Origin of the sequence: Chryseobacterium vaccae, assembly GCF_009602705.1 — a bacterium.
Lineage (GTDB): Bacteria > Bacteroidota > Bacteroidia > Flavobacteriales > Weeksellaceae > Chryseobacterium > Chryseobacterium vaccae.
In genome coordinates, this window is sequence record NZ_VSWH01000001.1 from 4,179,077 (window position 1) to 4,195,422 (window position 16,346).

Sequence of the window (16,346 nt, forward strand, 5' to 3'; positions counted from 1 at the left end):
CCTTATCCTCTTAATTTATTAAATATACTTACATCTACAGAACGGGTATTTCTATACAGCATAGCAATAATTGCAAGACCTACCGCAACTTCTGCGGCAGCCACTACCATAATGAAGAAAACTAAAAGCTGTCCGTCTCCGTTTCCTTTATACGCTGAAAAAGCAGCCAATAAAAGGTTTACAGAATTCAGCATAAGCTCTACACAGCCCAAAATAACAATAGCATTTTTTCTCAAAAGTACTCCAAGCACTCCCAGACAGAATAATACTGAACAAAGAATGATGAAATAATTCAGAGGGATGCTTTGTATAAATGTATTTACTTCTCCCATAATTTTATAAATCTTTTTTACCGATTAATACCGCACCTACAATACCTGCCAAAATCAGGATAGAAGCAAGTTCAAACGGTAAAACATATTCATTAAACAAAAGTCTGCCCAGATTTTTCGTAAGACCAATCCCTTTATCTACATTTTCAAGTACAATATGGTTGTCGCTTACTCCTCTGAATACACCTAAAACTCCAATTAACAGAAGACCTGCCGTAAAAACTCCAACAAATTTTAAAGTATTGTTCTTCTTACTTTCGTCTTGTTTATTAAGGTTAAGCATCATCAGGATATAAAGGAATAATACCATGATGGCACCGGCGTACACTATAATCTGAATGATTGCCAGAAACTGTGCATTCAGAAGAATGTACATTCCCGCAATGGAAAACATCGTAACAATTAATGACAGAATAGCATAGAGAGGATTTCTTGCAAACACGAAATATACCGCACTTGCCACTGCTAAAAACGCCACCAAGAAAAATAAAAACTGATCCATTATTTTACCGCATTTTTTTGTTTCTCGGATTGTCTGGTCGTGATGTCAATCCTTTCATTTATTTTTTCAACTAATTTATCTTTTCCGTAAATGAAAGAACCTCTGTTGGTTTCCACATCCACCAGTCTGTCGGTAAGATAGATGGCAGATTTCGGACAAGCTTCTTCACACATACCGCAGAAGATACATCTCAGCATATTGATTTCATATACTGATGCATATTTCTCCTCTCTGTAAAGACCTTTTTCTTCTTTTGTTCTTTCTGCAGCAGTCATGGTAATGGCTTCTGCAGGACAGGCTACGGCACAAAGTCCACAGGCTGTACATCTTTCTCTGCCTTCCTCGTCTCTTTTCAGAACGTGCTGGCCTCTCCAGATGGAAGCTCTCGGTTTCTTTACTTCCGGATACGAATATACTGCGGGAGCACCTTTTATCACGGTTCTTACAGCATGCTTAAATGTAATCCCCATTCCTGTAAAGATCGCAGGAAGGTAGATTTTTTCAGCAAGGGTCATTTCTTTATTGGAAACAACTTTTGATCTGTTAGTTAATTTCATTATATAATTTGAAATTTGAAGTTTGAGATTTGAAATGTATTGAAAATTTTATCTCTCAAACCCTTAATTATTAATTATTATTTCTTTTAAATTTATTTCCGTTGTGTTCTGTCATTTTCAGATAACTGATAAATCCTGACAGTTTTTTAGACAAAGATATTGTTTGGCTTTTTAAAAAATTAAAAACTTCTTCATCTAAATAATTTCGGTCAAAAGCTCTGATCAATTGAGAACGAACTTCTCCTGCAGAACCTTTAGACATGGTAAGAAAGTTTATCAATTCTTTATTACCTTCTCTTTCAAACCCTTCGGCTATATTATCCATAATTGATGCAGATGATCTGTCAATCTGGTTTTTATCATGGTTTAGAAATTTGGGATTCAGCAAACATTCTTTTTGAATCAACTGGCAAAGACTTCTTGACTGCTGCCATATTTCCAAATCTTCAAAATTATTTATCGTTGCCATATTTGATATTTGAAATTATTACTCTTAAAATTACTAATTTAAAGTCATTTCGCTGAATCTCAAATTTCAAACATCAAATCTCAAATTTACTGGAACGCTAAAATTACAGCACCTGTAACTAATAGGTTTACTAATGCCATAGGAATAAGAGTTTTCCATCCTAAGTGCATTAACTGGTCATATCTGAATCTAGGAAGCGTCCATCTGATCCACATGAAGATCAGGATTCCGATTACTGTTTTCGTTAAGAAAGCAACAATACTTAAGATTCCTGCAGCATTTTCTCCCCAGTTCTGAGTTACCCATTCAATTCCAGGATAGTTGTAACCTCCGAAGAAAAGAACAACCATGAATGCATTGGAAATAAACATGTTCACGTATTCACCGAACATATAAAGTCCCAGTTTCATGGAAGAGTATTCTGTAGAGTATCCTGTTACCAATTCAGATTCACATTCAGGTAAATCGAAAGGGTGTCTGTTGGTTTCTGCTAAAGCAGCTACAAAGAAAACAAGGAAGGCAATCGGCTGATAGAAAATATTCCAGTTCATCCCGGAACCCCAGGGAATAATTCCCCATAATTTTCCGCCAGTCTGGCTTTCTGTAATTTCTTTTAAATCTAAACTTCCTGTCATCATAATGATAGAAAGAAGGGCTAATCCCATCGCTAATTCATAAGAAATCATCTGTGAAGAAGCACGGATAGCACCCAGTAATGAATATTTGTTATTCGAAGCCCAACCTCCGATCATGATTCCGTATACTCCGATAGAAGCCATTCCGATGATGAAAAGAACTCCCACGTCAATATTCGCAACCTGAAGATCAAAAGAAGTACCTGCAATATTTAAACTTTTACCCCAAGGAATAACCGCCCCAGTGATTAATGAAATAAACATTACTAAAGCTGGTCCCAATACGAAAAGGAATTTTTCAGCATTGGCAGGCGTAAAGTCTTCCTTAAAGAAGAATTTTCCACCGTCAGCAAGAGGCTGCAGCAATCCGAAAGGTCCTGCTCTGTTAGGACCAATTCTATCCTGCATAATAGAGGCTACTTTTCTTTCTGCCCAGGTAGAGTAGGCTGCTATTGTCAGAGACAGTAGGAAAAGCGCTAGTACAAGTATAAGTTTAAATGTTAGTAAATCCATTTTTTATTTATTTAGATATTAGATGTCAGATGCTATATATCAGATTTAAAATCTGTTGTCTGTTGTCTGAAATCTTACGTCTTAAAGATTAAAATTTATTTTTCGTCTTTTTCACTGATTTCCTTAGCCATCGGATTGTCTAAAACTCTTAGTTCATCCTTAGGTTTTTCGTAGTGGTTCAATGAAATAACAGAATGTCTGTCGATATGCCTAGGTCCTTCAAGATTCCAGTCAGACAATTCTTTTCTTTCGAAACGGCAGGTATCGCAGATGAATTCTTCTACTTCACCCCACTGGTCTTTTCTGGCTGTAACTCTTACCACTTCATCACCTTTCATCCAAACAACAGCTTTTCCTGAACACTTATCACATTTACATGAAGCATTCATTGGTTTTGTAAACCATACTCTGCTTGCAAAACGGGCTGTTCTGTCTGTTAATGCTCCAACAGGACATACGTCAATAACGTTTCCGATGAAGTCATTATCCAAAGCTTTATTTAAATAGGTTGAAATTTCAGCATGATCTCCTCTGAAAAGAATTCCATGTTCTCTGGAATCGGTAAGCTGATTAGCGGTAAGAACGCATCTTGCACAAAGAATGCAACGGTTCATATTCAATTTGATGTTCGGACCAAGATCGTCAGCTTCGTAAGTATTTCTTTCGAATTCAGTTCTCGTGTTCTCTACACCGTGCTCATATCCTAAATCCTGAAGGTGGCATTCTCCGGCCTGGTCGCAGATAGGGCAATCCAGCGGGTGGTTTACCAATAGAAATTCGGTTACCGCTTTTCTTCCTTCCTGAGCCTTTTCGGAGGTAAGGTTTTTAACCTCCATTCCGTCCATTACATTGGTTCTGCAGCTGGCAACCAATTTAGGCATTGGGCGCGGATCTGCTTCAGATCCTTTAGAAACTTCCACAAGGCAGGTTCTGCATCTTCCTCCACTGGTTTCCAATTTGCTGTAGTAGCACATTGCAGGAGGTACAGATTTTCCGCCGATTTGTCTTGCAGCTTCCAGAATAGAAGTTCCAGGCAGTACTTCGGTGGTCTGTCCGTCTATCGTTATTTTGAATTTTTTAACCTCTTCGCTCATATTCTATGCTTTTCGCTTATGCTTTTAGGGCGTTAAGCTCTATTTTAATTATACTTCTTCGTGTTAAATGTATATCCTACTCCCGCAAGAACCTGTCCGAAAACAAAGTCCTGTCTTGCTTTATCAGGTTTATTATTTAATGTAGTTTTAATATCCCACATATTAATATATCCTGCTTTGGCTTCTGCTCTGATCATCCAGTTTTTCCAGAAAACCAGGTTAAGACTGGATCTTAAATCGGCTCCCATACCTGCAACGTGAAAACGGTCACTTCTTTCATTTCCAAAAAGCTTTATATTACTTTTCGGGAACATCACTCCGAGCCCGGCTCCGTAAGACCATACCAGATCTATATTTTTCTTATGAATAAGGTTTTTATATTTTTCTAAACCTAAATTCTCATAATTAAGTCCATCTGTATGTTCAAAGGTAAGAAACTGAGAGTCTGATAAGTCCACTTGTCCGTTCTGTACCATTCCTGCATATTTGGGATCTGAAATAGTTCCTGAAAAATCAACCGTCTGGTTCTGTTTCATTACATATTTCATGTGGTCTATTCCTAAAACAAGAGCCAGATCATCTTTTATAAAATATCCGAGTCTGAAATTATACTGGGTTACAGTAAACCAGCTTGGATCAATATAAACGATTCCGAACTTGGTAGGTTTATCCCTTGCCTGCACATTATTCAGCTGAAAATCATAACCGTTTCCTGAAAAATGGATGTCAGAATTACTGAAAGCTCCTCTGTTCCAACCGTAGAAAACGAATACCTGACCTTTTTTGCTCAAAGGTAAAGGCTTTTCTTTCTTTTCAGCTTTATATGGAGTTACCTCCAATTTATATTCTTTGTCTAATGTATCTTTTTTAATTTGCCCAAAAGCAAAGCCCGACATCATTAAGCCGACAACTAATAACTTCTTCATTTCTTTAGCTATGCATTTTTTTCAACAGCCGGGATAGGATCTGCATAATGTGCTAATCCATAGTTTTGTGTCTGAGCCAATTCAGGGTTTTTCACATGCCATTCAAATTCGTCTCTGAAGTGACGGATTGCCGCTGCAACCGGCCATGCTGCTGCATCACCTAACGGACATATCGTATTTCCTTCAATTTTTCTCTGGATATCCCAAAGAAGGTCAATGTCTTCCATTTTTCCTTCTCCTTTTTCTATCTTCTTCAGAATTTTGTGCATCCATCCTGTTCCTTCACGACACGGCGTACACTGTCCACAGCTTTCGTGATGATAAAATCTCGCTAACGTCATGGTATGTTCTACCACACACTGGTCTTCATCTAAAACAATAAAACCTCCTGAACCCATCATGGTTCCGGTAGCGAAACCACCGTCTGCCAATGACTCGTAGTTCATGTATCTTGGTTCTCCGTTTACCGTTCTCAGTAATAAGTTTGCCGGAACAATCGGAACGGAACTTCCTCCCGGGATACAGGCTTTTAATCTTTTCCCGTCTTTAATTCCGCCACAGTATTCATCAGAGTAAATGAACTCTTCTACGGTGATCGTCATATCAATTTCATACACTCCCGGTTTGTTGATATTTCCACAGGCAGAAATCAATTTTGTCCCTGTAGATCTTCCTACTCCGATTTTAGCGTATTCAGCACCTGTAATATCAATAATAGGAACGATAGCTGCAATAGATTCTACGTTGTTCACTACCGTTGGTCTTTCCCAAAGTCCCTTTACAGCCGGGAAAGGAGGTTTCAGTCTTGGATTTCCTCTTTTTCCTTCAAGGGATTCAAGCAATGCGGTTTCTTCACCACAGATGTAAGCTCCTCCTCCTCTCTGAACGTAGATTTCAAGATCGAATCCTGTTCCTAAAATATTTTTACCTAAGAATCCTGCTGCTTTGGCTTCTTCAATCGCTTCTTCTAAAATATCAGGAATCCATGAATATTCCCCACGGATGTAGATATAAGAAACGTTTGAGCCTAAACAGTAAGATGAAATAAGCATTCCTTCAATCAAAAGGTGAGGAAGGAATTCCATCAAATATCTGTCCTTGAATGTTCCGGGCTCAGATTCATCTGCGTTCACCACAAGGTGTCTTGGAACGCCTTCTGGTTTTGCCAGAAAGCTCCATTTCATTCCTGTTGGGAACCCGGCTCCACCACGTCCTCTCAATCCTGAAGTTTTTACTTCTTCAAGAATTTCATCAGGAGTCATTTTCAAGGCCTTTTCAGCTGCTGTGTACCCTCCCTGCTTACGGTAAGTTTCAAAGTAGCGGATGCCTTCTATATGTGCGTCTTTAAGTAAAAGTTTTTTACTCATTGTTATTTGCTTATTGCAATTGGCTTTTGGCTTCTTGCATTAATTATTATTAAACGTTAAGTGAATAATTTAAAATCTAAAAATTAGAATTTAAAATTTCTATTAGTCTAAAGCAATCTGTCCCTGTCTGCAAAGATCAAGGATTTCGTCTACTTTTTCTATCGTTAAATTTTCATGAAAGAATTTTCCAAGCTGCAGCATTGGTGCATATCCGCATGCTCCAAGACATTCTGCCGGTTTCAGGGTGAACATCCCGTCTTCAGTAGTTTCACCGTCTTTGATGTTCAGTTTGGTTCTGATATGGTCCAGAATTTTTTCGCTTCCACATACCATGCAAGGTCCTGTACGGCATACTTCCAATACATATTTTCCTACCGGTTTCATGTTGAACATCGTATAGAAAGTAGCCACTTCATATACTTCAATCGGCTTGATACTTAGTAATCCGGCAACATAATCCATTACAGGAACGTCCAGCCATCCTCCGAATTCTTTCTGTGCTAAATGCAGAACAGGAAGAAGAGCAGATTTTTGTCTTCCTTCAGGATATCTTGCGATAATTTTGTGTACCTGTGCTAAACTTTCCGGTTTAAAAGCTATTGTTTCGCTCATTTTTTATCTAAGATTTCAGATGTCAGATTTCAGACATCAGATTTTAAATTTATATGTAAAGCTAAGTGTCTAGCATCTGAAAATCAGATATCTGACATCTTATTTTTTATGCGTCTAATTCTCCCGCAATAATATTCATACTACACATCGTTACAATGGCATCTGAAATTACAGAGCCAGTAATCATTTCAGGATATGCCTGATAGTAGATAAAACAAGGTCTTCTGAAGTGAAGTCGGTAAGGGCTTCTTCCTCCGTCACTCACTAAATAGAAACCTAACTCTCCGTTTCCACCTTCTACAGCATGGTAAACTTCTCCTTTTGGTACATCTGTTTCTCCCATGACAATTTTGAAGTGGTAGATCAGTGCTTCCATTTTCTGATATACATCTGCCTTTTCAGGAAGATAGAAGTCCGGAACGTCTGCGTGGAACGGACCTTCCGGAAGGTTTTCGTATGCTTGTTTGATAATTTTAAGGGATTCCCAGATTTCCTGCTGACGAACCATGAAACGGTCGTAAGTATCTCCTGAAGTTCCTACAGGAATAATGAAGTCGAAATCTTCGTAGGAAGAATAAGGCTGTGCAACTCTTACATCGTAGTCTACACCTGCTGCACGTAGGTTAGGACCTGTGAATCCGTAGCTTAATGCTCTTTCTGCAGAGATCGCTCCGGCACCAATCGTTCTGTCCATAAAAATTCTGTTTCTTTCTAATAAAGTACAGAATTCTTTAAATCTTGGCGGGAAGGTTTTTAAGAAGTCTTGTAATAACTCATGGAATTTCGGGGTGAAATCTCTTTCAAAACCTCCAATTCTTCCCATATTGGTGGTCATTCTGGCACCGCAGATCTGTTCGTACATATCGTAGATACGCTCTCTTTCGATGAACATATAGGTAAGACCTGTGATGGCTCCTGAATCCATTCCGGTTACCCCGTTACAGATCAGGTGGTCGCCGATTCTTGCAAGCTCCATCAGAATAACACGCATATAGTCTACACGTTTAGGAACTTTTATACCGATCAGCTTTTCTACTGTCATATGCCATCCTAAGTTGTTAATAGGGGCAGAACAGTAATTCATACGGTCAGTAAGGGTAGTGATCTGAGAATAATTTCTTCTTTCGGAAATTTTTTCAAAGGCTCTGTGGATGTATCCTACGGTTTGTTCTGCGTGAAGGATTCTTTCACCATCCATGGTAAGGATATTCTGAAAGATCCCGTGAGTAGCAGGGTGGGTAGGTCCTAAATTGAGGGTATACAGCTGCCCGTCAATCTGTTCCTTACTTTCGTACTGGTTGAGTATATTAGATAATGAGTTATCTTTCATAATTTAAATGCTTTAGGCTATAGGCTTTAGGCTTTAAGCTTACCGCTTATTGCTTACTGCTTATTGCATTATTTTTATCTTCCGAACATACTGTCATTCTTATCCGTTCTGGTTCCGTCTTCAAGGCGGTATTCCTTCAGCATCGGATGGTATCCTAGATCTTCCATATTCAGGATTGGTCTCAGGTCAGGATGTCCTTTAAATTTAATTCCGTAGAAATCGTAAGTTTCTCTTTCCATCCAATTGGCTCCGGCATACAGCTCTACCAATGAATCTACTTCAATATTTTCTCTTGACATGAAAATTTTCAGACGAAGCCTGAAATTGGTCATCATATTCTGAAGATGATACACCACGCCAATCTCTTTTTCAGGAAATTCAGGATAGTGGATTCCACAGATATCGGTAAGGAATTTTATTTCTAATGATGAATCTCTCAGGTAATGAACGATTTTTTTGATGTCTTCTTTCTTTACTTCAATCGTCAACATTTCATAAGGTTCTGAACTTGAAATTACAGACTCCGGAAATTCTCTAGTGATTGCTTCTAATACAAATTCGTTTGTCATTTCCGTTTAGTTGCTTATGTTGTAAGAATCCAATAATTTCTGATATTCTGGCATATCTCTTCTTCTGATGCTTTCGCTTTCAGCAAGAGCCTGTACCTGCATTACCCCTTCAATGATCTGCTCCGGTCTTGGAGGACACCCCGGAACATATACGTCTACCGGAATAATCTTATCGATTCCCTGAAGTACAGAGTAACTGTCAAAAATACCGCCGCTGGAAGCACAGGCTCCAACTGCTACCACCCATTTCGGCTCTGCCATCTGAGTGTAAACTTCTTTTAGGACAGGTCCTAATTTTTTCGATATAGTTCCACAAACCATCAGCATGTCTGCCTGTCTTGGTGAGAAAGAGTTTCTTTCCATACCAAATCTTGAAGCATCATATGTTGGGTTCAGGGTAGCCATAAACTCGATACCACAACAAGAGGTTGCAAAAGGTAACGGCCAAAGAGAAAACTTTCTTGCCATCCCGATTACACTGCTCAGTTTCGTTGCGAAAAACCCTTCTCCTTCAAATCCTTCCGGAGCAGGTGCATCTGTTCTTATTACTGGTTTTTTATCTGACATTTCTTTTAATTTTAGATTTTGAATTATAGATTTTAGATTAAACTTCTGGGAGTCAATAATCCAAAACTCAAAATTTATAATTCATAATTTTTTTTTATTTATCCCAATCCAATGCGCCACGCTTCCAGACATAGAAAAATGCCATGAAGAAAATTGCTACGAAGGTAAGTACGGCCAGGAATCCTTCTAATCCAAATTCTCTGAAATTAACCGCATATGGGTAAAAAAATACGATTTCAATATCGAATAGTACGAACAATACCGCAGTCAGGAAGTACTTAATGGAAAACGGTGTTCTTGCGTTTCCTTCCACAGGAACTCCACATTCCCAACTTTGGTTTTTTACAGAATTTCCTTTTTTCTGCTTTGGTCCCAGAAAATGTGCTCCAAGCAAAGAAACGGCTACAAATCCTATAGCAACACCCGCTTGAATCAGGATTGGAATATAACTTTCAGGTAAATTCATTTTTGCATTATTATCTCAATTTGCAAATTTAGCGAATAAACAAGAAAGCATGAAATTTATCAGCTTAAAAGTCGGTTTAAAATAGGGAAAAGTGATAATTTAGAATCAATAAAAATAAGATTTATTTCTTCATTTTTTTGAGGAGAGCGTAGGCCATGAACGAGATATATCCGAAAAGAATACTGGCAAACATTATGTTAACTATAGTATTGGTTCTGTCGTCTTCCAACTGAAAAAAGAAGTTGTAAATAAGAAAGGCTGCAATCAGAACGGCAAAAATAATTAACTGTGGTTTCATTAGGTAAAGGTAAGATTTTAATAGCTAACAGAAATAGTTGAGTTATTACTCATAACTGATTACTCATTGCTAATATTCTTTGAATAAGTTCTTCTTCTTTTATGGTTAACGGGATTGTAGTCCTGCCAAAGGAGCTGAACACTTTTGTTTTCTTCCAGTTCAGGGTTGGTCTCAGCAAAGGCAATTCCCATACTGGTAAAGCGCACGAAAATTTCTTTGAATATGATGGCTGTTACTCCACGTCTCTGGTAATCCGGATGGATACCAATCAAATAAAAATTAGCACGGTCGTTTTTCTTTCCTGCCTGCAGAAGATGCCACCATCCGAACGGAAGCAACTTTCCTTTTGCTTTCTGAAGTGCTTTGGAATAAGAAGGCATGGTAATCGCGAATGAAACAAGTTCATTGTTTTCATCCACTACACAAATGACGTAGTTTTTGTCTATAAAAGGGAAATATTTTTCTTTATAGGTCTGTATCTGTTCTTCCGAAATAGGGGTATAGGTTGAAAGGTGCTTGTAGGTCTCATCAAGAAGTTTGAACATGGGTTCAACAAAAGGAAGTATTTCCTGTTTCGACTTGAAATTAAGGACTTTAAGTTTGTATTTCTGGGCAATCAGTCCACTGAATTTCTCTACTTTTTCAGGCAGGGTTTTGGGGAAGTTCATTTCATATTCCACCCATTCCTTTTCTTTAGTCAATCCCAGATCTTCAAGGTGTTTCGGGTAATATTCGTGATTGTATATTCCGATCATCGTTGCGAGTTTATCAAATCCCATTGTCAGCATTCCTGCCTTATCGAGATTGGTAAAACCCATAGGTCCTTCAATCTTGTTAATGTTATTTTCTTTGGCGTAATCTATAGCCTTTTGAATCAAAGCCTTGGAAACTTCTCTGTCATCAATGAAATCAATCCACCCGAAACGTACTTTACTGATCCCTAGCTCCTGTGCCTCTTTCTGGTTGATGATGACGGCAATTCTTCCGACTACCTTATTGTTTTTTAATGCCAGATACTGTTTTGATTTTGAATATTGCAGTGCCGGATTTTCTTTGGCATCCCAGATTTTATATTCCTCATTAACAAAAGAGGGAACATAGTAAGGGTTGTTTTTGTACAGATCCATCGGAAATCTTACGAACTGCTTGAGCTGGTCATTAGATTTTACTTCAATAATCGAAACTTCAGACATAGTTTTGTAGGGTAATTAAAGGGCAAATATAAATAATAAAATGTAATACTTTGGCACAGTTTTTACATCAATATGGTTAAATTTTAAACACAAAATCTATATAAAATGACGGGTTATTATATCATTATCGGTATTTCAATGCTGGTGAGCTGGTGGGTTTCATCCAGATTGAAATCGAAATTTGAATACTACTCCAATGTGCATCTTAGAAACGGCCTTTCGGGAAAAGAAGTGGCAGAGAAAATGCTTAGAGATAACGGGATCAATGATGTACAGGTGATCTCTGTTCCGGGCCAGCTTACGGATCATTATAATCCGGGAGATAAAACAGTCAACCTTTCTGAGGGGGTATATATGCAGAGAAATGCAGCGGCAGCGGCAGTGGCGGCTCATGAATGTGGTCACGCTGTACAACATGCAGTAGGATATTCTATGTTGAATCTCCGCTCTAAACTGGTTCCTATTGTAAGTATTAGTTCTAATCTGATGCAGTTTGTGCTTATTGCAGGGATCGCAGTGATGGCGGCAACCAGATCAATTGAAAATCCGAATGGGAATACCACGGTTTTAGCCATTGGGGTAGCGATGTTTGCCGTAACCACTCTTTTTGCTTTTGTAACACTTCCTGTAGAATATGATGCGAGCAACAGAGCGATGAAGTGGCTTAAAGATACGGGAACTGTAACCCAGGAAGAGTTTGTGGGAGTTCAGGACAGCCTTAAATGGGCTGCAAGAACATATCTGGTAGCTGCTCTTGGATCATTGGCTCAGTTGTTATACTGGGGATCTATGCTTCTTGGAAGCCGGAGGGATTAATCTTTAAATTCAAATGAAACATACTGCATCTCGGATAATTTATCTGAGATGCTTTCTTTTTGAGTCAGTTTTAAAGAAGCGGTGAGAATACAGTTTTCATTGGCATCGAAATTCAACACTTTAGCATCAAATTTTGAGAGTAGGGTAAAGATGGTATTCTGCTGGTTAAAGTTAAACTGAATTTCAATTTCGGTTTCCAGTTCTTTGGTGATGATATTGGCTTCTTCAAGGGTGATTTTCGCTGATTCTTTATAGGCTTTTACCAATCCTGAAACACCGAGTTTTGTTCCGCCGTAATACCGGATAACGACTACCAGGGTATTGGTGATTTCATGGGCCAGCAATTGATTGTAAATCGGGAGCCCTGCACTTCCTGAAGGTTCACCATCGTCATTAGCGCGGTAATTCTCGCCCTGAAGCCCCATTCTGAAAGCGTAACAATGGTGCGTTGCTTTGGGATGTTCTGTTCTGAGTTTTTCCAAAGCACTTTTTAATTCTTCTTCATTGTTGACAGGGTAGGCAAATCCGATGAACTTGCTTCCTTTTTCTTTTAATAAAGTATTTTCAATGGGGTTTTGTATCGTTTTGTATTCGAACATGCTTCAGAGTAGCTTTTGAAATGCAAATTTACAGCTAATATGCTACAAAAAAAAGAGCGTTGCCGCTCTTATATTATTATTGTTAACACATTGTTGTTGCAGGAATGCAAGCTCCCTTGGGCTCACATCTGTGAAATCCCGGTCTGCAGGGACATACCGTCATCCATGGTTCGCAGGATTGTATACCTCCCTGAATTGTTTTTAGTTCTCCTTTTGATAGTTTCCTTAGATTTTTCATGATTGTTATGGGTTTTAATGGTTGTTTTTTTTTCTAATCACACAGATCCATAGGGGTGTAGCATAGATAGCTGGTTGGTCCGCAGAAATCTGTAGGGCAGTGGTCTCTGCATTTTGTAGGCTGTCCGTTAGGTAAAGTACAGGTTACAAAAACTCCGCCTGTAATGGATCTCAGGTTACTTCTCGAAATTTTTTTCAGATTTTTCATGATGTTGTATTTGGTTTTTCCTACTCTGAAACTTTTCAGATTCCGTTTTAATTAATATTAAATATAGGTAAAATAATTCAATTGGTTATGAAATATCTAAACAATGTTGTTTTTGTTTGTGTAAAATGAAATGGTGTTATCTCTGAAATTCTCGGTTTTTTCGGGAATATGATTAAAATCCGGTGCTTTGGTTCCGCTTTCTAGTTTCAGGTTTTCATTTTTAATAATGATTGTTTCATCCCAGATTCCGGCATCAATAAATTGTTGCAGCGTAAATCTTCCTCCTTCAATAATAACAGACTGGATCTGTTCTTTGTATAATGCAGCCATCAGATCAGACTGAAAATTGCCTTTCCCAATTCTGATGAACCGGATATTGCCCTCTGTTCCTTCTTTTTCAGTGTTAAAAACAAGAGTTGGGGCTTCATCATTGTAAATCTTGAAATCCCGGGGAACTTTCAGATCGAAATCAATCAGAATTCTCACCGGATTTATTCCTTCAACGTGTCTTACCGTAAGGCCTGGATCGTCTGTTAAAGCAGTTTGTGTCCCGACTAAGATAGCATGTTCATCGGCTCTTAACTGATGAACAAACTGGCTGGCCAGTGTATTGGAAACGGCTGTAGGTTTAAAATCTTTATCCAGGAACCCGTCTCCGGACTGTGCCCATTTTAAAATAATGTAGGGTCTCTGCTTTTCGTGGTAGGTGAAGAATCTTTTATTTAACTGAATACATTCTTTTTCCAGAACTCCTGAAACAGCTTCGATACCGGCATCCTGAATGATCTTTTTCCCTTTTCCGTTTACTTTATCATGGGAATCCATGGCACCGATTACTACTTTTTTGAAGCCGAGTTCTTTAATTTTAAGGGCGCACGGTGGTGTTTTTCCATAGTGGGCACACGGTTCCAGCGATACATAGATGGTAGATTCAGGAATAAGGTTTTTATCTTTAACGGAATTGATGGCATTGATCTCGGCATGGTTTTCTCCTGCTTTGTGGTGATACCCTTCTCCGATGATTTTTCCGTTGTGAACAATCACACTGCCAACAAGAGGATTAGGGTAGGTGCTGCCCAAGGCTTTATGAGCCAGTTCAATACATCTTTTAATATAGAATTCGTCGTTGTTCATAGTGAAAAAAGAAAAAAGCGAAGACAAATTTCTTTGCTCCGCCTGTTTATGTTTTTTAATGTGTTACTCTCCAGCGATGATGTTGTGAAGGTTCTGTTTTAATGTTTCCAGATGGGCCTTTTTCTCGTCAATCGTATTGTAAGTGTCTCTTAGGAGAGGATTCTCTCTGGACGGTTTGTTGAAGAATGCTAAATTGTTTTCCAGTTTCACAATTTCGGCTTCAAGGTCGGAGATCTGGCTCTTCATTTTTCTTGCCTTGTCGGTAAGCTGAGTTTCTGTTAAGCCTTCTTCTTTCAGTTCAAGTTCATTGATCTTGTTCAGTTTCAGCTTCTCTCTCAACGTTTTGTTGAATTCAGAGTTGATGGCGATTTTATCTCTCGGCACTTTTCCGATATTGTTCCATGCTGTTTTAATGGCTTCAATTCTTTCAATGCTGCCATCTTCGTTGGAAACTGTTTTCAGCTCATCAAGCAGTTCTTTTTTGTGCTTGTAGTTTTCTTTCCAGTTGTCGTTGGAAGCGTTGTTCTTTTCTCTGTAATTATTGAAGAACGTGTTGCAGGCATCACGGAACTCATCCCAGATTTTGTTGGTCATACTTTTTGGAACATGACCTACTTTTTTCCAGTCTTCCTGAAGTTTTTTGAATAACGGAACGGCAATATCCCATTCTTCGTTGTTCATGTTGTCTTTAGCTGTCTGGATCAGTTTTAGCTTTTCTTCCAGGTTGGCCTGCTGAGATCCTTTCAAAGACTTATAATAGTTGTTCTTTGTTGTGTTGAATCCTCTTAATATGGTTTTGAAGTCATTCCAGTTCTGATTGGACAGTTTTCTTGGAACACTTCCTGTTTTTAAGAATTCAGAACGAAGATCTTCCACTCTTTTAATGGAGCTTTGCCAGTAGTTGTGGTTAGGTGTTTCTGATGGTTCAGAAAGTTTTTTAATCTCTGCAATAATCTGGTTTTTCTTTTCCAGATTAGCGTTCTGTTCTGTTTCAATAGCAGCAGAAAGCTCAGATTTTCTTTCATGGATCTTGTTAGAGATCTCTTTGAACTCTTCCCATGTTTTTTCACGGAATTCTTCTGCCACAGGCTCTGCCTCTTCTTTCCATAATTTATGAAGATATTGAAGCTCGTTCAGGGCTTTTTGAATGACAGGTTCATTTTCAAGTTCTTTGGCACGTGCAATGATATGCTGTCTTTTCTCCAGATTGTGGCTGAATTCCTGCTCCAGGAACTCTTTGTTCAGATCCAGCATCTGATAAAACTGGTTCAGATGGTGAAAATAGTTGTTGTTAAGGATCTTGAATTCCGATTTGGCAACCTGTCCTGCTTTTGACCAGTCTTCTTTAATCTCACGGATGGATTTGAAAAGATTGGTTCCTGCTTCAGAATTGGTATAAAGATTTTTAAGTCTTTCAATAATACTCTGGCGGTAGTCCAGATTTTTCTTTTGCTCTTCTTCCTGCGATTTCTGATAAGAATCGTGTTTTTCTCTGAAGATATTAACCAAAGCAGAGAATCTGGCTTGTAAAGGATGCTCATAACTGAAGTTTTCAGGAGCATTTCCTGCCTCTACATATTCATGTTTTTTGTCTTCCACTTCATCATGGATGTGATGACTTGCTTTATCTTTTAACAGGTTGAATCTTTTGAAGTTTTCTCCGGCATTGTCCGTATTGATAATCTTTTCCATTTCTTTCAAAGCATCGGAAAAAGTTATATCTGCATCAGCATGCTCTTCCTCATGATGTTCTGTGTCGTCATCATGGTGCTCATTCTGAGGTACGGTGTTTCCTGACGTTTCTTCCTGAGATACTTCCTGGGAATTTTTGTTTTCTTCGTTTTCAGAAAGATTGTTTTCTGTAGTCATAGCAAATCTTTTATGTGAGTGGCGTTAATATCCTTTCTATATAGCCTCAAAGC

21 protein-coding genes are annotated in these 16,346 nt (G+C 38.5%); 1 reads left to right on the forward strand and 20 read right to left on the reverse strand.

The window, feature by feature from the left end:
• Positions 1-2: 2 nt before the first annotated feature.
• From nuoK to FW768_RS19115, 15 genes are all read right to left on the reverse strand, one after another.
• Positions 3-332: an NADH-quinone oxidoreductase subunit NuoK gene (gene nuoK / locus FW768_RS19050; RefSeq protein WP_062702146.1), complete on the reverse strand. Its 330-nt coding sequence runs from the start codon at positions 330-332 to the stop codon at positions 3-5.
• A 4-nt stretch (positions 333-336) separates the two neighbouring features.
• The gene (locus FW768_RS19055) at positions 337-834 is read right to left on the reverse strand and encodes an NADH-quinone oxidoreductase subunit J family protein (protein WP_153398110.1); all 498 of its coding nucleotides are present in this window, start codon (positions 832-834) and stop codon (positions 337-339) included.
• Positions 834-1,391 carry a NuoI/complex I 23 kDa subunit family protein gene (locus FW768_RS19060; protein WP_153398111.1) on the reverse strand — a complete coding sequence of 186 codons (558 nt, stop codon included), beginning with the start codon at positions 1,389-1,391 and terminating at the stop codon, positions 834-836. Before FW768_RS19060 ends, FW768_RS19055 begins: the two co-directional genes overlap by 1 nt.
• A gap of 70 nt (positions 1,392-1,461) precedes the next feature.
• The gene (locus FW768_RS19065) at positions 1,462-1,860 is read right to left on the reverse strand and encodes a four helix bundle protein (RefSeq protein ID WP_153398113.1); all 399 of its coding nucleotides are present in this window, start codon (positions 1,858-1,860) and stop codon (positions 1,462-1,464) included.
• Positions 1,861-1,946: 86 nt separating this feature from the next.
• Entirely contained in the window at positions 1,947-3,008 is a 1,062-nt protein-coding gene (gene nuoH / locus FW768_RS19070; protein WP_153398115.1) for an NADH-quinone oxidoreductase subunit NuoH, read from the reverse strand.
• 95 nt (positions 3,009-3,103) lie between these two features.
• A complete protein-coding gene (locus tag FW768_RS19075; RefSeq protein ID WP_153398117.1) occupies positions 3,104-4,102 on the reverse strand; it encodes a 2Fe-2S iron-sulfur cluster-binding protein in 999 nt (332 codons plus the stop codon).
• A 44-nt stretch (positions 4,103-4,146) separates the two neighbouring features.
• On the reverse strand, positions 4,147-5,028 hold the full coding sequence (locus FW768_RS19080; RefSeq protein ID WP_153398119.1) for a hypothetical protein: 882 nt from the start codon (positions 5,026-5,028) through the stop codon (positions 4,147-4,149).
• A gap of 8 nt (positions 5,029-5,036) precedes the next feature.
• A complete protein-coding gene (gene nuoF, locus FW768_RS19085) occupies positions 5,037-6,395 on the reverse strand; it encodes an NADH-quinone oxidoreductase subunit NuoF (RefSeq protein WP_153398121.1) in 1,359 nt (452 codons plus the stop codon).
• A gap of 102 nt (positions 6,396-6,497) precedes the next feature.
• Positions 6,498-7,007, reverse strand: a complete 510-nt coding sequence (locus tag FW768_RS19090; RefSeq protein ID WP_103247731.1) for an NADH-quinone oxidoreductase subunit NuoE family protein — start codon at positions 7,005-7,007, stop codon at positions 6,498-6,500.
• A gap of 106 nt (positions 7,008-7,113) precedes the next feature.
• Positions 7,114-8,337 (reverse strand): NADH dehydrogenase (quinone) subunit D, encoded by a 1,224-nt coding sequence (gene nuoD, locus FW768_RS19095; RefSeq protein WP_153398123.1) that lies wholly within the window; start codon positions 8,335-8,337, stop codon positions 7,114-7,116.
• A gap of 74 nt (positions 8,338-8,411) precedes the next feature.
• Positions 8,412-8,906, reverse strand: a complete 495-nt coding sequence (locus tag FW768_RS19100) for an NADH-quinone oxidoreductase subunit C (protein WP_153398125.1) — start codon at positions 8,904-8,906, stop codon at positions 8,412-8,414.
• Between the two features lie 6 nt (positions 8,907-8,912).
• Positions 8,913-9,473 carry an NADH-quinone oxidoreductase subunit B gene (locus tag FW768_RS19105; protein ID WP_153398127.1) on the reverse strand — a complete coding sequence of 187 codons (561 nt, stop codon included), beginning with the start codon at positions 9,471-9,473 and terminating at the stop codon, positions 8,913-8,915.
• 94 nt (positions 9,474-9,567) lie between these two features.
• Positions 9,568-9,939 (reverse strand): NADH-quinone oxidoreductase subunit A, encoded by a 372-nt coding sequence (locus tag FW768_RS19110; RefSeq protein ID WP_153398129.1) that lies wholly within the window; start codon positions 9,937-9,939, stop codon positions 9,568-9,570.
• 121 nt (positions 9,940-10,060) lie between these two features.
• Positions 10,061-10,237 carry a hypothetical protein gene (locus tag FW768_RS23565; protein ID WP_185152008.1) on the reverse strand — a complete coding sequence of 59 codons (177 nt, stop codon included), beginning with the start codon at positions 10,235-10,237 and terminating at the stop codon, positions 10,061-10,063.
• A 59-nt stretch (positions 10,238-10,296) separates the two neighbouring features.
• A complete protein-coding gene (locus FW768_RS19115; RefSeq protein ID WP_153398131.1) occupies positions 10,297-11,430 on the reverse strand; it encodes a GTP cyclohydrolase in 1,134 nt (377 codons plus the stop codon).
• 105 nt (positions 11,431-11,535) lie between these two features.
• Here FW768_RS19115 and FW768_RS19120 point away from each other — a divergent pair, with 105 nt between their 5' ends.
• On the forward strand, positions 11,536-12,246 hold the full coding sequence (locus FW768_RS19120) for a zinc metallopeptidase (protein WP_153398133.1): 711 nt from the start codon (positions 11,536-11,538) through the stop codon (positions 12,244-12,246).
• On the opposite strand, the gene FW768_RS19125 is transcribed toward FW768_RS19120, so the two are convergent.
• From FW768_RS19125 to FW768_RS19140, 5 genes are all read right to left on the reverse strand, one after another.
• Complete coding sequence (locus FW768_RS19125; RefSeq protein ID WP_153398135.1) at positions 12,243-12,845, reverse strand: IMPACT family protein; 603 nt, start codon at positions 12,843-12,845, stop codon at positions 12,243-12,245. The two genes, FW768_RS19120 and FW768_RS19125, sit on opposite strands and share 4 nt — an antisense overlap.
• A gap of 82 nt (positions 12,846-12,927) precedes the next feature.
• A complete protein-coding gene (locus FW768_RS24070; RefSeq protein WP_409017723.1) occupies positions 12,928-13,083 on the reverse strand; it encodes a bacteriocin-like protein in 156 nt (51 codons plus the stop codon).
• Between the two features lie 33 nt (positions 13,084-13,116).
• On the reverse strand, positions 13,117-13,290 hold the full coding sequence (locus FW768_RS19130; RefSeq protein ID WP_153398137.1) for a bacteriocin-like protein: 174 nt from the start codon (positions 13,288-13,290) through the stop codon (positions 13,117-13,119).
• A gap of 96 nt (positions 13,291-13,386) precedes the next feature.
• Positions 13,387-14,424, reverse strand: a complete 1,038-nt coding sequence (gene ribD / locus FW768_RS19135) for a bifunctional diaminohydroxyphosphoribosylaminopyrimidine deaminase/5-amino-6-(5-phosphoribosylamino)uracil reductase RibD (RefSeq protein WP_153398139.1) — start codon at positions 14,422-14,424, stop codon at positions 13,387-13,389.
• Between the two features lie 63 nt (positions 14,425-14,487).
• Positions 14,488-16,293 carry a DUF349 domain-containing protein gene (locus tag FW768_RS19140; RefSeq protein WP_153398141.1) on the reverse strand — a complete coding sequence of 602 codons (1,806 nt, stop codon included), beginning with the start codon at positions 16,291-16,293 and terminating at the stop codon, positions 14,488-14,490.
• Between the last annotated feature and the right edge of the window lie 53 nt (positions 16,294-16,346).

Excerpts from the sequence above, each read along its gene's own strand:
- ribD (WP_153398139.1), bottom strand. The coding sequence starts at position 14,424 with ATGAACAACGACGAATTCTATATTAAAAGATGTATTGAACTGGCTCAT.
- FW768_RS23565 (WP_185152008.1), bottom strand. The coding sequence starts at position 10,237 with ATGAAACCACAGTTAATTATTTTTGCCGTTCTGATTGCAGCCTTTCTT.
- nuoH (WP_153398115.1), bottom strand. The coding sequence starts at position 3,008 with ATGGATTTACTAACATTTAAACTTATACTTGTACTAGCGCTTTTCCTA.
- FW768_RS19110 (WP_153398129.1), bottom strand. The coding sequence starts at position 9,939 with ATGAATTTACCTGAAAGTTATATTCCAATCCTGATTCAAGCGGGTGTT.
- FW768_RS19120 (WP_153398133.1), top strand. The coding sequence starts at position 11,536 with ATGACGGGTTATTATATCATTATCGGTATTTCAATGCTGGTGAGCTGG.
- FW768_RS24070 (WP_409017723.1), bottom strand. The coding sequence starts at position 13,083 with ATGAAAAATCTAAGGAAACTATCAAAAGGAGAACTAAAAACAATTCAG.
- FW768_RS19100 (WP_153398125.1), bottom strand. The coding sequence starts at position 8,906 with ATGACAAACGAATTTGTATTAGAAGCAATCACTAGAGAATTTCCGGAG.
- FW768_RS19140 (WP_153398141.1), bottom strand. The coding sequence starts at position 16,293 with ATGACTACAGAAAACAATCTTTCTGAAAACGAAGAAAACAAAAATTCC.
- FW768_RS19090 (WP_103247731.1), bottom strand. The coding sequence starts at position 7,007 with ATGAGCGAAACAATAGCTTTTAAACCGGAAAGTTTAGCACAGGTACAC.
- FW768_RS19115 (WP_153398131.1), bottom strand. The coding sequence starts at position 11,430 with ATGTCTGAAGTTTCGATTATTGAAGTAAAATCTAATGACCAGCTCAAG.
- nuoF (WP_153398121.1), bottom strand. The coding sequence starts at position 6,395 with ATGAGTAAAAAACTTTTACTTAAAGACGCACATATAGAAGGCATCCGC.
- FW768_RS19060 (WP_153398111.1), bottom strand. The coding sequence starts at position 1,391 with ATGAAATTAACTAACAGATCAAAAGTTGTTTCCAATAAAGAAATGACC.
- FW768_RS19055 (WP_153398110.1), bottom strand. The coding sequence starts at position 834 with ATGGATCAGTTTTTATTTTTCTTGGTGGCGTTTTTAGCAGTGGCAAGT.
- FW768_RS19080 (WP_153398119.1), bottom strand. The coding sequence starts at position 5,028 with ATGAAGAAGTTATTAGTTGTCGGCTTAATGATGTCGGGCTTTGCTTTT.
- nuoD (WP_153398123.1), bottom strand. The coding sequence starts at position 8,337 with ATGAAAGATAACTCATTATCTAATATACTCAACCAGTACGAAAGTAAG.
- FW768_RS19075 (WP_153398117.1), bottom strand. The coding sequence starts at position 4,102 with ATGAGCGAAGAGGTTAAAAAATTCAAAATAACGATAGACGGACAGACC.
- FW768_RS19105 (WP_153398127.1), bottom strand. The coding sequence starts at position 9,473 with ATGTCAGATAAAAAACCAGTAATAAGAACAGATGCACCTGCTCCGGAA.
- FW768_RS19130 (WP_153398137.1), bottom strand. The coding sequence starts at position 13,290 with ATGAAAAATCTGAAAAAAATTTCGAGAAGTAACCTGAGATCCATTACA.
- FW768_RS19065 (WP_153398113.1), bottom strand. The coding sequence starts at position 1,860 with ATGGCAACGATAAATAATTTTGAAGATTTGGAAATATGGCAGCAGTCA.
- FW768_RS19125 (WP_153398135.1), bottom strand. The coding sequence starts at position 12,845 with ATGTTCGAATACAAAACGATACAAAACCCCATTGAAAATACTTTATTA.
- nuoK (WP_062702146.1), bottom strand. The coding sequence starts at position 332 with ATGGGAGAAGTAAATACATTTATACAAAGCATCCCTCTGAATTATTTC.